Below are 14558 nucleotides of genomic sequence, written 5' to 3'. Positions count from 1 at the left end.
ACAGCCTTCCTTAATTTGGAAGGTTTTTTATTTGAAAAATTAATTTTAAAATTAAGTGAAAGTGATATTATAAATTTACTACTAACTTTCTTTAAGTTTAAGAAATATTTTAAAATCCTGAGTTTCCAAGTTGAGACGCTATAAAAAACGAATACATCTATAAATAAGGTGTATTCGTTTTTTTACATTTAAAATTACACACATAGAATTAACTCATACATGCGATAAAATCTTTATAAATTTTTATATTTTCTTTGTGGTTTTCATCCAAATCATTAATTATTTCTTGTACCACTTTTCCATTTACTTCTTTTTTTGTTATAGTCATCATTCTTAATGAATCCACAAATAAATCTAACGTCACTTTTTGTATTTCTCCATTGATTTCATAATATTTCTTTAATTTATAAAGACAGTATTTTAAAACAACAAGAGCAATGAAACATAATAAAAGATGTGCAAGTATATGCTGTTCATTATGAACAAAAACAGGTCTAACTTGTAAAGAAGATTTTAATGTTTTGAAATTTTCTTCTACTTTTCATTGTTTTCTGTAAATTTCATTAGCTTTTTCTGGTGTTAAATCTAAAATATTGGTTTCAATAATGTAAAAACCATCTTCAGATTCTTTTTTCTTAATTTTCTCTCAATTTAATTTACCCACTGTTTTGCCATCAATGTCCATGTATTTCTTTTTATATTCTGGAACTAAAGAACTAAGTGGGAGTTCTCCATTTACAGTTTTCTTATTCAATTTATCAATAAAATTATTTCTTTTTAATTTATCTAAAGTCTTTTTCCCAGGACTGAAAAACACACATCATTTTCTGTATTTACCATTAAATCTATTTTTGTTTCAAACAGATTCAACAATTTGTTCTTTCCAAAACATTTCATCTCTAAAAACATAATGTTTGTCCTCAAGAATGAATTTTTTCATCCCAATACTTAATGTATCTAATCTTTTTTGGAATATATATTTAATTCCTTTTTGTTCTAGGAAACGTAAGTTTGCATTGTTATTTATTCCACGATCTGCAACTATTATAATATCCTTTATTTTATAGATTGATTGAAGTTCTAAAACGAAGGATAACATTGTTTTACCATCAGCCGTGTTACCTGGGAACACTTTATAGTGTATTGGTATTCAGTTTTCATCTACAGCCATTGCTATGACTACTTGATCTTCATTGTGTTTTCCGTCTTTTGAAAAACCGTTTTTTCTTATTCCTTCTCTTGTAAAGCTTTCAAAATAAACTGTTGTGTTATCGAAGTGAAAAACTTTATTATTACGATTTGTGAATTCATTTATTTTTTGAAATAAATTGACTAAAACAGAATTCTTATTTTCGAAAATAACATCAAGATAGTTATATATTGATGATTTTTTAACATTAATATCATTTATAAAATCACTTTTATTTTTATATTGTGACATATAGCTTCTTGGAAGGATAATTCTAGTTGCTATGAAAAATTCCAAAACCTCTTCTAACGATTTATGTTTACTTTTTGGTAATGCCGAAAATAAATCTAATTCTTTAATAACTTTATAAATTAAATCAACTCCAATATTTTGGATACTTGTTTTTACAGAAGTAGGTTTTAATAATTTAAAAAACTCTTCTTTTGCAACAGTTTTATCTAAAGATGTATCTACTTTTTTGCTATTTCTTTTATATCTTCAATTGAAGATAATCCATACTTTTCTTTGATATCTTCTCAGTACCCTAGACCAATCTGATTTCCATAACCTTTTTTAAAACCTTTAGAAATAGCTAAAACTAAATAATATTTTCCATTTTGTTTTTTCTTGCATAAACTGTAACTCATGCTCTTATTATATCATTTTATGTGTGTAATGTAAGTAAAAAAACATTTTTTTCTTTAGGTCATATATCTTTGATATATGTATAAAAAAATAAGCCTAAAAAATAGGCTCAACTTGGAAACTCAGGAAGATCACTTCATTTACGCAACAGATAAACAAGCACACGAATGAACAAACAAATTTAATCTTGATATTAAAAAAATTAGTAATTAAGATATAATATTAACAATGAGCCGACATCGAGAGCGTAAAGCTAGATGTTAAGAACAGCCTTCCTTAATTTGGAAGGTTTTTTATTTGAAAAATTAATTTTAAAATTAAGTGAAAGTGATATTATAAATTTACTACTAACTTTCTTTAAGTTTAAGAAATATTTTAAAATGATGTTAATTAAGGAATTTTAATGAATTTAAAAGCAAAATATTCTGAGATTGTGATTTGCACAACTGATACTGTTGTTGGAATTGGTGGTCCAATTAATGAAGAAGCACTTTCAAAAATTTATGAATTAAAAAAACGTCCAATAAATAAAAAAATAATGATTTTAGTCGGTTCAATTGAGCAAGCACGTACTTTTTGACAATGAAATGAAAAAGCAGATTTAATGGCACAAAAGTTATGACCAGGAGCAAATAGCATTATCATTAATGACCAAGGTTTTAGAATGCCGAATTCACCTTTACTTTGTGAATTTTTACTTCAAAACGGACCATTATATATGACAAGCTGCAATCTTTCAGGAGAAGCTCCATTAAGTCTTGAAGAAGCTAAGAAAGTTTTTCCGGATGTTAGTCAATTTTATGATTTTGGAAGACCATCAGGAAAGCCGAGCACAATTTATAATTTAGATACTAACAAAATTATCAAGCGTTAAATTAAACTAGCTAACAATTTCTTTGAAATTTTGATTTTTTAGTTTATAATAATACAAAGATTGTTAACAATAATTAAAATAAAGGAGCTATTATAAACTAGGACAGAAAAAATTAACAATTTATCAAATTGGATAGCCCCATACTATATTCGTATGGGGTTTTTCAATTCAGACATGATTGAATTCTAAATTTGTTGTATCAATTAACATAATTAGATATTACTTTTTCTAGTTCACTCAAAGTCATAGCTTTGATATTTAAATCTCTAATTAATTCAGTTTTTAAATTTGAAAATCAATATTCCACAACTCTATTATCTAAACTATTTCCTACTTTTGAAAGTGAAATTATTCCACCTTTATTTTGAATAAAACGAGAAAAATCATCAGATGTATAAGTTGAGCAATGATCTGAATGTAGTATAAAACTTTTTTCAAAATCAACATTTTCAAATGTTTTGTAAATTAATTTTGAATCATTAAATTTGGAAAGAGAAAAACTAATTATTTCTTTAGTTTTATGTTTAATCACTACTGAAAGATAAACATTATTGTTTATCGCATCTTTTGTCGCTGGGAGATATGTTACATCAGTAGCATATATATTTCTGTTATATACATCGTTATAATCTCTATTCACAATGTTTTCTTTTATGACAGATGTGTTCTTTACTTCTTTTAATTTTTTTCTTTTTCTGATATTGCAAAATAAACCTAAGGCATTCATATATCTTCCTAGAGTTCTTTCGTTTATGTCTATTTTATAGTGCTTTAAGATAAAATATTTTAATTTTTGTCTACCATATTTAGATCTATTTTGTTTAAATGAATCAATAATCAAGTCTTGGTACTTTATTTTTCTGGATTTAATTCTAGGAGCAAAATTATTTCTTTTATGTTTGGATATTGTTTGTCTACAAAGATACAACAAAATAGCAAGTTTATACGAAGCCATATTAATATTTGATGCCTCTTGAACTTTCTCTGTTTTAAATTTATCTCTTGTAATTTCTCTATATCTTTTTGCAATTTCAATTAAATCTTCTCGTGTAAAAATGTCTCAATTTATATCTTGTTCTTTCACTTTTCTTGACCTACCACTTCCAGGCTTTCTTGGTTTTTTATTCATATTACAATTATAATGTTTTAATATTCCTCGTAATCTTGCTTTCACATATTTATCTTTTGCTTTTGCACCATATTTATACATAAGTTCAATTGCATACTTTTTGCCTAATTGAAAAAATGTATTATAAATTTCTTTTTCTTGTTCTTCTGTAAAATGTTTACCCATTTTTTCTCCTTTAAAAATATAAAAAATTAACATTCGAAGGAATGTTAATTTTTATTGTCCTAGTTTAATTATGGCAAGAGAAGGTTTTACACTTGTATGTACAGTATGTAAAATGGAGAATTACATTTCAAAGAAAAACAAAAAAAATACTCCTGATAAAGTAGAATTAAAAAAATATTGTTCAAAATGTAATGCTCAACAAATTCACAGAGAGAAAAAATAATAATTTAAATTGAATAGCGATAGCTATTCTTTTTTTATTTTTCCAAGATTAAATTAAAAAATATTATAATTTCTATAATTACAAGATAGTATAAAAATAAGGAGTAAAATGAATAGACAAAAATTAGATAAAATGTTTGTAGAATTAGGAGTAGAAGTTTTAATTTCAGAAGCTCCTCAAACAAGATTATGATATGCAGAAGTGCAAACAAGCGATGGATTTATCGCAATTGAAAAAGATCGAGCAACATTATTTGTGGACTCAAGATACATTGAATATGCTAAGAATCATGCAAAAAATGTAGAAATTGTTTTAATTGAAGGAACTAGCATTCAAGATTGATTTAGTAAACGTAATTTCAAGAAAGTTGCACTTGAAAAGAATTACTTAACAAAAGCTGTTCAAGATAGAATTTTAAAATGAATCGGAAATGCACAAATTGAATGAGTTGATGCCCAAGAACTTAGAATTTTAAAATCAGAATCAGAATTAAGAAAAATGCAAAAAGTTATTGATATTAGCTTAGCTGCATATTCTGAATTTATGTCAGAAATTCAAGAGGGTATGACTGAAAAAGAAGCAGCCGCTAAACTTAATTACTTATTAAAAAAACACGGTGCAGAAAAAGAAGGTTTTGATGAAATTATTGCAATTGGTCCTTCAAGTGCAGAACCACATCATCACCCAACTGACCGTAAAATCGAAAAAGGTCAATTACTTAAAGTTGATTTTGGAGCAAAATACAAAGGATATACAGCGGATATTACAAGAACAACTATTTTTGGAGAAGAAGCAAAAGATCCTAAAATGGTCGAAATTTTAAAAATTGTCAAAGAAGCAGCTGCAGCAGGAAGACAAGCTGTTCGTCCAGGAATTAAAGCAAAAGAAATCGATCAAGTATGTCGTAAGTATATTGAAGATAAAGGGTATGGAAAATACTTTTTACACTCAACAGGTCATGGTTTAGGTATTGATGTTCATGAATTACCATCTGTATCTGCTCGTTCAGAAGTTGTTTTAGAACCAGGTATGATTATTACTGTGGAACCTGGAATTTATATTGAAGGTTTAGGTGGAGCAAGAATCGAAGATGATGTTTTAGTCACAGAAACTGGACACTATGTATTTTCTAGACCAGAAGAAAACAACGGCTATGTTATTCAACCAGATTAATCCTTATCAACAAGGTTATTTACAAGTTGATGAAATTCATCAAATTTATTATGAAGTAAGTGGTAATCCTAACGGATTACCCATTTTATATTTACACGGTGGTCCAGGTGGTTCTTTTTCTCCACAAACACGACAACTTTTTGATCCTTCAATTTATAAAATTATTCTTTTTGATCAAAGAGGAGCAGGAAAGAGCTTACCATTTGCGGAATTAAAAAATAATACAACTTTTTATTTAGTTAGTGATATAGAAAAACTTAGAGAACATTTAAAAATTGATCAATGAGTGATTTTTGGAGGCAGCTGAGGGACAACTTTGGGATTAGTTTATGCAATTAATCATCCACAAAAAGTTTTAGCAATGCTTCTTAGAGGTGTTTTTTTAGCTCGGGAAGAAGATGTTGATTTTCTTTATGAAGAAAATGGAGCAAGTATTTTTGCTCCTGATTATTTTGCTGAATACCAAAATTTTATTAATAAACATAATCCAGGTAGCGACAAGATTTTAAATAGATATTATCAACTTTTTATAAATCCTACAATACCCGAAGAATTAAGGAAGCTTGCAATAAAAAATTTAGTAATTGAGAAAGCTCTATTGTCAGTGTTTCGAAATTTAAGGAAGAACCATATCAAGGTTGAGAGTATCAAATTGCTTTACTTGAAAGTCATTATTTTGTTAATAAAAGTTTTTTACCAAGCGACAATTACATTCTTGAAAATACAGACAAAATTAAACACTTACCAATTTTTATCGCTCATGGAAGACAAGATATTGATACAAGACCAATTTAAACTAGGACAGAAAAAATTAACAATTTATCAAATTGGATAGCCCCATACTATATTCGTATGGGGTTTTTCAATTCAAACATGATTGAATTCTAAATTTATTGTATCAATGAACATAATTAGATATCACTTTTTCTAGTTCACTCAAAGTCATAGCTTTGATATTTAAATCTCTAATTAATTCAGTTTTTAAATTTGAAAATCAATATTCCACAACTCTATTATCTAAACTATTTCCTACTTTTGAAAGTGAAATTATTCCACCTTTATTTTGAATAAAACGAGAAAAATCATCAGATGTATAAGTTGAGCAATGATCTGAATGTAATATAAAACTTTTTTCAAAATCAACATTTTCAAATGTTTTGTAAATTAATTTGGAATCATTAAATTTAGAAAGAGAAAAACTAATTATTTCTTTAGTTTTATGTTTAATTACTACTGAAAGATAAACATTATTGTTTATTGCATCTTTTGTCGCTGGAAGATATGTTACATCAGTAGCATATATATTTCTGTTATATACATCATTATAATCTCTATTAACAATGTTTTCTTTTATGACAGATGTATTCTTTACTTCTTTTAGTTTTTTTCTTTTTCTGACATTGCAAAATAAACCTAAGGCATTCATATATCTTCCCAGAGTTCTTTCGTTTATGTCTATTTTATAGTGCTTTAAGATAAAATATTTTAATTTTTGTCTACCATATTTAGATCTATTTTGTTTAAATGAATCAATAATCAAGTCTTGGTACTTTATTTTTCTGGATTTAATTCTAGGAGCAAAATTATTTCTTTTATGTTTGGATATTGTTTGTCTACAAAGATACAACAAAATAGCAAGTTTATACGAAGCCATATTAATATGTGATGCCTCTTGAACTTTTTCTGTTTTAAATTTATCTTTTGTAATTTCTCTATATCTTTTTGCAATTTCAATTAAATCTTCTCGTGTAAAAATGTCTCAATTTATATCTTGTTCTTTCGCTTTTCTTGACCTACCGGTTCCAGGCTTTCTTGGTTTTTTATTCATATTAAAATTATAATGTTTTAATATTCTTCGTAATCTCGCTTTCACATATTTATCTTTTGCTTTTGCACCATATTTATACATCAGTTCAATCGCATCCTTTTTACCTAATTGAAAAAATGTATTATAAATTTCTTTTTCTTGTTCTTCTGTAAAATGTTTTCCCATTTTTTCTCCTTTAAAAATATAAAAAATTAACATTCGAAGGAATGTTAATTTTTATTGTCCTAGTTTAATTGGTGCTTATTTATTGCATCAAAAACTTCCAAATTCTCATCTTACTTTTGTTGATGATGCAGGCCATTCAATGTGAGAACCTAATTTATTAAATCAATTAATGGAAGATTTAAAGACTATTGCTAAGCTAATTCTTCAAGATTTATAAAAAAAAAAAAAAACTTTGAATTATTTTTTCTTTGCTATAATACTTGTGTTATGAGAAGAACTAATGCAAAAAAGAATTTTAAGAACAAAATGATTATTAAACGTAGTCGTCTTTTTTGCATTAGCTTATCTTAGGATACTTTTTAATTTAGAAGAAGAAATATTATTAAAAAAGTTAAGTATTCTAAAATGAGATAATGCTAAGTTATCTCATTTTTTATTTTTTCATAACAAACTTATTTATTTAAAAAAGGAAATATTAAAAATGTTACAAACAATTAATCAACAATTTGCAAATGTTGAATTATTATCAGAAACACAAGAATATGCAAATTCTTATTTAAACTTAATGGAAAGTGAGTATTCAAATCAATTAGATTTACTTTTTAAAATTAATATTAAAATCACTTTCTATTGTCCTATTTATTCTGATAAATAATTAAAAAGGAAATTTGAATTTATGTTTATAAAATCAAGACTAAGTTTAGTGAATCATGATTATACAATTCATAGCGACGAAATTTTTACATATTTAAAAACTAATGAATCAAAAGTCCCTGAGCAAGGATGAAAAATTCATATTAGTGCAGATAAAGATAATTGTGATTTTATTTTAGATCAGGTATTTGAATATTTAATTAATATGCGACTCAATTTTAAATTTGTTAAAGATAGTGCGACTTATTTTTCATTTTTAACAGATCAAACAAATTTGGAAAATGCTTTTAAATTTTTAACAATTTATTTAGATTCAAATGCTCGTAAAATTTTAGACGATTTATATCTTTTATTAAAAGATATAAAAGGACCAACAATCGTAGGTGATCGAAGATTTAAAGATTCTGGTGTTCTATTTTATCGTTACGGATCTAATGTTCCAAATAAAGATCAAGATAACCGAAGAGTATTTAATTTACCACTAGGAATCGAGGATCTTCAAGAGCAAATTGAAATTAATGATAATTTTCTACTTAATGGAAAATATGAAATTAAAGCTTTAATTAAAGAGAAAACAACTTCAAGTGTTTATTTTGCAAGATCTATTGAAAATAACCAAAATTATATTATTAAGCAAGCAAGAGCTTTCTCATATTCTTCTAACAATCTTTCAAGTATTGATTTAAGAGAAAACGAAGTAGCTAATCAAGTTAAATTAAATGCATCGTTTGTCCCGAAATTTATCGAAAAATTCGAGCTTGAAAATGATTATTTCTATGTTTGAGAATTTAAATCAGGTATTCCTTTAAATATTTGAAAAGAACGTTATAAAATCTTTATTCAAAATCAAATTCCAAAAGAGTTTGAAACTGAACTCAAAGATATTTGTGAACAACTTCTTGCAATTTATTCTTTTACAAAAAATCAAAATTATCAAATTAATGATTTTGCACTTTCGAATTTTAGTTACGATCGTTTGAATAAAAAACTTTATTTAATCGATCTTGAACACGGTTATTTTACAGATGCTAATTTTAAAATTCAGGCAGTTTGCAATAAAGAATGCAAAATTGCAATAACTCCAAAAGAACCATTAAAATTTAAACTCGGTTTACTTTTAGCGAACTTATTAGTCGATCTAGACACTTTTGTAGAATTTAATAGTTCACTAGTTATGTTTTTAAAATATTTTGAATTTCTAACAAGTAAAATTAATTTAAGCTTTGATTTTTATGGTTTAGTTAAAGAATTGTTGTTAGATCAAAAGTTTTCAAATCAACAGCTTTTTGAACTTTTAGAGCAAAAACCTAAATATGTAAGTTTTAAAAAATGACAGAATAGAAAACTTGAAAGTTATTTATTAGAAAAAATGGCTATTAAATCCAATCAAACTAACAGAAAAGATTTAGATTCCTTTTTAGAGATAGTCCGTCATATTACTCTCAATTTTGATTTATTTGTTCGATTGAAAAAAGTCTTTTGATTAAGCAAAACGCTTGTTAATATAGAAAATAATTTCTCTAATTCTTTGGAAAAAGATTTTATAAGTTTAATTATGCTTTTATTCAATGGTAAAAAGAAGGAAACTAAATTTTTAATTACTGCTTTTGAAAACTTTATCAATACTCATGTTCATGAACTAGGAAATAATTTATACGCAGTGAAAGTAGACAATTATTATTCACCTTATTTAGATAAAGGTTTAGCTTTACTTATTAATTTATTGCTTTATTTCAAAGTTCTTTATAAATCAAATTATTTTGATAATTTGATTCAAAAATATCTTGAAGCAATTGCAAATAAACATACTTATAAACAAGATTTTTATAATGGTAATTTAGGAATTAGTTTTGTTTTATATAATGCTTCTAGGGTTTTTAAAAATGAAAGTTATTTAGAATATGCTCAAAATATAATTTATGAATTAGCGTTTTTTATTGATGAAAACAATACTTTAATTAGTCAAAATTATATTAGCAAAAATGATTACCTTGAATTTAAACTTGCTAAATTTATTTATTTAAAAATATTAAAAAAGAAAGGAAAAAATGAAACCAGTCCTGAAAAAATATTGAGCTCTATTTAGTTTTATCTTAATTTTTGGATCTTTAGAGTTTTTACTAATTTATTTTGAAGTTAGATATTTTAATCTCTTTTTGGAATCATTAAAAGTACAAGCTAATTGAAAAGAAATTTACACTTTACTTGGATTTTTACTTTTAATTATGTCTTTTGTGATTCTTCATAATTTTCTTACCAATTTTATGTATTGAATTTCAGAATACTTTTTTATTAAATTTGGTTTAGGCAATTTTATCAAAGAGTATTTATCAAAAAATATTGCAAAATATGTTTTTGCAACTAAAGAAGGTAAAACATTAGCTTTTACTAAATATCATACAATTTTGAGCTTATATATTGGAGTCTTTACTAATTTATTTAATGAAATTGTGAATTTTTTAGCAATCTTAATTTCATTAGCAATTTTAAGTCCAATTATTTTAGCCTATTTATTACCTCTGATTATTCTTGTGTCGCTTGCACCGTTAGTTTTTCAAGCTTTAATGTCTAAAACTGCTGAGTTTGCAGCAACAATTCAAACTAAACCAAGAAAAATTACGCTTCAAACTGCTAAAATGCTATTTTCTGATGCAATTAATGATAATTTTGGAAGCTTAGAAACTTCATATCGTCAGGAAATGGAAAAAGAGGTTTTAAGTCAAGTTCCGCAAATGCAAAAGTTGTATGCTTTTCATTTGTTTTTAAGTGAAATTTTTTCAACTTTATTTTATTTATTTTCAATTACAATCACTATTTTGATTGCCATTTATGCTTCATGAATGATTTCGATTTCACTACTTGTTATTATTGTTTTAAAATTACCGCAATTAAAACAAGGATCAATAAACTAGGACAATAAAAATTAACATTCCTTCGAATGTTAATTTTTTATATTTTTAAAGGAGAAAAAATGGGTAAACATTTTACAGAAGAACAAGAAAAAGAAATTTATAATACATTTTTTCAATTAGGCAAAAAGTATGCAATTGAACTTATGTATAAATATGGTGCAAAAGCAAAAGATAAATATGTGAAAGCAAGATTACGAGGAATATTAAAACATTATAATTGTAATATGAATAAAAAACCAAGAAAGCCTGGAAGTGGTAGGTCAAGAAAAGTGAAAGAACAAGATATAAATTGAGACATTTTTACACGAGAAGATTTAATTGAAATTGCAAAAAGATATAGAGAAATTACAAGAGATAAATTTAAAACAGAGAAAGTTCAAGAGGCATCAAATATTAATATGGCTTCGTATAAACTTGCTATTTTGTTGTATCTTTGTAGACAAACAATATCCAAACATAAAAGAAATAATTTTGCTCCTAGAATTAAATCCAGAAAAATAAAGTACCAAGACTTGATTATTGATTCATTTAAACAAAATAGATCTAAATATGGTAGACAAAAATTAAAATATTTTATCTTAAAGCACTATAAAATAGACATAAACGAAAGAACTCTAGGAAGATATATGAATGCCTTAGGTTTATTTTGCAATATCAGAAAAAGAAAAAAATTAAAAGAAGTAAAGAACACATCTGTCATAAAAGAAAACATTGTGAATAGAGATTATAACGATGTATATAACAGAAATATATATGCTACTGATGTAACATATCTCCCAGCGACAAAAGATGCGATAAACAATAATGTTTATCTTTCAGTAGTGATTAAACATAAAACTAAAGAAATAATTAGTTTTTCTCTTTCCAAATTTAATGATTCAAAATTAATTTACAAAACATTTGAAAATGTTGATTTTGAAAAAAGTTTTATACTACATTCAGATCATTGCTCAACTTATACATCTGATGATTTTTCTCGTTTTATTCAAAATAAAGGTGGAATAATTTCACTTTCAAAAGTAGGAAATAGTTTAGATAATAGAGTTGTGGAATATTGATTTTCAAATTTAAAAACTGAATTAATTAGAGATTTAAATATCAAAGCTATGACTTTGAGTGAACTAGAAAAAGTAATATCTAATTATGTTAATTGATACAACAAATTTAGAATTCAATCATGTCTGAATTGAAAAACCCCATACGAATATAGTATGGGGCTATCCAATTTGATAAATTGTTAATTTTTTCTGTCCTAGTTTATCAAACCTTTTAATTAATTTCCTTTATCACACTCAATATGTTCAATATCAAGAAGCACAATATAATGAAGGACTTTATTCACCAATTGAAGAAATTCAAAAATTAAGTGATATTAATGAGGAAACAATTAGTGAATTTGCAAGCTTAAAATTAGTTAATGCTAATATTTACGATAAAAATCTTGAAAAAATTGTATTAAAAAATATTAATCTAGAATTACATAGTAAAGATAAAATCTGAATTTATGGACCAAGCGGTAGTGGTAAAAGTTCACTGATGTTTTATTTAAGTGGACTTTTACCGTTTGAAAATAGCGAACAAGTTTTCTTTAATAACTTAGAAATTACAAATTCTAGTTTAAATCAAAATGTTTATTTAACTAAAGAAAAAGAAGATTTAATTCCTGGAACCTTATTAGATAACTTAACATTTTTTGAACCAACAAAAGAAGAATTTACTAAGAAACTTGTTGATTTACTAAATTTAAGTGATTTAAATTTAAATGAGCAAGTTAATGTTGATAATTACCAATATTCTCATGGACAACTTCAAAGAATTGCTCTAATTCGTGCATTAAATTCAGATAAAAATATTTTAATTTTTGACGAATCAATTAGTAATATCGATCAAGCTAATGTTGTTCAAATTTTAGAATTTTTACAAAATCTAGATAAAACAATTATTTTAATTTCACACACAATGAAGCCTAAATATCAAAAATACTTTAATAGAAAAATTGAGGTAGCGAAAGGAGAAGTGCATGAGCTATTATAAAATTATTTCGAAAAAACAACCTAGTTTTTGAGCATTAATTTTTTGAATTTTAATCAAATCTGCACTTGTTGTTTTTGCTTCATGACTCTTTTTACAAATTATCGAAGCACTTTCGGATAATCTTAGAAGTGATTCGATTTATTATTTATTAGGTCTATTTGGAGTCGAAATTGTTGTAATTTGTCTTTTAATAGTTGTTGAACGAATCAAAATTAAATTTATGCAAGTAGGAACGGTAAATTTAAGAAGTGAACTATTGCATCGTCAAAGTCTTTTCCACCCCCGTGAATTTAAACTTAATTCAAGTGAAAAGTTTGTTGGAGTTCTAGATGTAGATGCAAATAACTTGGTTGTCAGTTATGTTTTCATTTTTAACTTTATTGAAAGTTTAAGTTTAATTGTTGGATTTACAATTTTTTATGCAATTTTATCTTGAAAAATGACATTAATTTTTTGAGGTTTATCAATTTTTAAATTATTAGCTAACTTATTAATTACTAAAATGAGTGCTAAATTTGATGTTAAAAGCAATCAAGTAGAACATCAAATTTACCAAAAAGCAGCACGTTATGTTGTCGGCTTTACGACATTTGCTTTTGCAAATAAACGTGAATTAATTGCTTCTTTATTTGTTAAAGATTTATCTAGCGAATATAAAAAGATTTCTCAATACAAAATTGTTGGTGGATTTTGAGAACTTTTTAGTAAATTTATTGAATGACTTAATTTTGGTGTTGTTCTAGTTTTAAGCTTAGTTTTTTACCAAAAAGACTTTATTACTTTACCACTTTTAATTTTATTTATTACAAAATATGCGGAATTTGATCAAACAATTGGTTCTTTAAAAACAGCAGCTAGAACCGGATGAGGATATTTAGATCTAGCTAAACGAATCACTGCGTTCTATCAACAATTTGAAATTAAAAACCAATTACCTCTTTTGGATTTTGAGTCATTAAAAATGGAGAATATTTCGTTTAAATATGATGAAACTCAAATTTTAGAAAACTTTAATTGACAAATTCATAAAAATCAAAAATATTTAATTCAAGGTCAATCAGGAAGTGGTAAAACTACAATTACAAACATTTTAACTAATTTAATTTGAGATTATGAAGGACAAGTTTTGGTGAATGGACAAGTTATTAACAAAAACGATGATCTTTCAAAAAATATTGGAATTTTAAATCACGAAATTCTTTTACCAGAAAAAATTTCAAGTGATTATTGAACTCAGAAAGAAGTGCAAAATCTTTTAATTCCTTTTCATATTGATTTCGTTAATTTTGAAGAAACTTTAATCACTGAACAATTATCACTTGGACAAAAACAAAGACTTCAATTATTGGACTTATTTGCAAAAAATAAAAACATTTATATTTTAGATGAATCGTTGAGTAATTTGAATCCAGAGCTTAGACATAGTATTTTTGAATACTTAATAAATTTAAATGCGACAATTATTTTTATTTCTCACCATATGGAAGCAAGTCAAATTGCTCAGTTCGATCATGTTCTTAGTCTTACTTAAACATATAAACTTAGGTCTTTGTACCTAAGTTTTTCT

Annotated in this window: 13 protein-coding genes and 1 pseudogene; 11 read left to right on the top strand and 3 right to left on the bottom strand. The window is 25.4% G+C overall.

The features are described 5' to 3' along the window. Positions 1-208: 208 nt before the first annotated feature. Positions 209-1836, bottom strand: a pseudogene (locus EXC53_RS03505) (IS1634 family transposase). Positions 1837-2237: 401 nt separating this feature from the next. On the opposite strand from EXC53_RS03505, the gene EXC53_RS03500 reads away from it, so the two are divergent. Further along, entirely contained in the window at positions 2238-2708 is a 471-nt protein-coding gene (locus tag EXC53_RS03500; protein WP_129724741.1) for an L-threonylcarbamoyladenylate synthase, read from the top strand. Between the two features lie 112 nt (positions 2709-2820). Here EXC53_RS03500 and EXC53_RS03495 read toward each other — a convergent pair whose 3' ends face one another. Further along, positions 2821-4035, bottom strand: coding sequence for an IS3 family transposase (locus EXC53_RS03495; protein ID WP_129724541.1), 1215 nt, complete (start codon positions 4033-4035; stop codon positions 2821-2823). A gap of 37 nt (positions 4036-4072) precedes the next feature. Between EXC53_RS03495 and rpmG the strand changes: the two genes are divergently transcribed. The 3 genes from rpmG (at position 4073) to EXC53_RS03480 (ending at position 6233) form a co-directional block, all read left to right on the top strand. Beyond that, entirely contained in the window at positions 4073-4225 is a 153-nt protein-coding gene (gene rpmG / locus EXC53_RS03490) for a 50S ribosomal protein L33 (RefSeq protein ID WP_119572343.1), read from the top strand. Between the two features lie 108 nt (positions 4226-4333). Next, positions 4334-5398, top strand: a complete 1065-nt coding sequence (locus EXC53_RS03485) for an aminopeptidase P family protein (protein WP_119572344.1) — start codon at positions 4334-4336, stop codon at positions 5396-5398. Then, complete coding sequence (locus EXC53_RS03480) at positions 5379-6233, top strand: alpha/beta fold hydrolase (RefSeq protein WP_223214516.1); 855 nt, start codon at positions 5379-5381, stop codon at positions 6231-6233. Before EXC53_RS03485 ends, EXC53_RS03480 begins: the two co-directional genes overlap by 20 nt. On the opposite strand, the gene EXC53_RS03475 is transcribed toward EXC53_RS03480, so the two are convergent. Next, entirely contained in the window at positions 6210-7424 is a 1215-nt protein-coding gene (locus EXC53_RS03475; RefSeq protein WP_129724513.1) for an IS3 family transposase, read from the bottom strand. The genes EXC53_RS03480 and EXC53_RS03475 overlap by 24 nt on opposite strands. A 49-nt stretch (positions 7425-7473) precedes the next feature. Between EXC53_RS03475 and EXC53_RS04330 the strand changes: the two genes are divergently transcribed. From EXC53_RS04330 to EXC53_RS03450, 7 genes are all read left to right on the top strand, one after another. Continuing rightward, entirely contained in the window at positions 7474-7608 is a 135-nt protein-coding gene (locus tag EXC53_RS04330; RefSeq protein WP_268926795.1) for a hypothetical protein, read from the top strand. Positions 7609-7872: 264 nt separating this feature from the next. After that, on the top strand, positions 7873-8046 hold the full coding sequence (locus EXC53_RS04235) for a hypothetical protein (RefSeq protein WP_165261055.1): 174 nt from the start codon (positions 7873-7875) through the stop codon (positions 8044-8046). Positions 8047-8067: 21 nt separating this feature from the next. After that, a complete protein-coding gene (locus EXC53_RS03470; RefSeq protein ID WP_129724739.1) occupies positions 8068-10131 on the top strand; it encodes a class III lanthionine synthetase LanKC N-terminal domain-containing protein in 2064 nt (687 codons plus the stop codon). Then, positions 10094-10957 carry a hypothetical protein gene (locus EXC53_RS03465; protein ID WP_129724737.1) on the top strand — a complete coding sequence of 288 codons (864 nt, stop codon included), beginning with the start codon at positions 10094-10096 and terminating at the stop codon, positions 10955-10957. Before EXC53_RS03470 ends, EXC53_RS03465 begins: the two co-directional genes overlap by 38 nt. 26 nt (positions 10958-10983) lie before the next feature. Next, positions 10984-12198, top strand: coding sequence for an IS3 family transposase (locus tag EXC53_RS03460; RefSeq protein WP_129724541.1), 1215 nt, complete (start codon positions 10984-10986; stop codon positions 12196-12198). Beyond that, complete coding sequence (locus tag EXC53_RS03455) at positions 12191-12991, top strand: ATP-binding cassette domain-containing protein (RefSeq protein WP_318024634.1); 801 nt, start codon at positions 12191-12193, stop codon at positions 12989-12991. Before EXC53_RS03460 ends, EXC53_RS03455 begins: the two co-directional genes overlap by 8 nt. Next, on the top strand, positions 12978-14522 hold the full coding sequence (locus EXC53_RS03450; RefSeq protein WP_129724733.1) for an ATP-binding cassette domain-containing protein: 1545 nt from the start codon (positions 12978-12980) through the stop codon (positions 14520-14522). Before EXC53_RS03455 ends, EXC53_RS03450 begins: the two co-directional genes overlap by 14 nt. Positions 14523-14558 lie beyond the last annotated feature (36 nt).

It is taken from the genome of Mycoplasmopsis gallopavonis, from assembly GCF_900660635.1.
Classification (GTDB): Bacteria; Bacillota_I; Bacilli_A; order Mycoplasmatales; family Metamycoplasmataceae; genus Mycoplasmopsis; species Mycoplasmopsis gallopavonis.
This window is presented reverse-complemented; position numbering and strand designations above follow the sequence as displayed.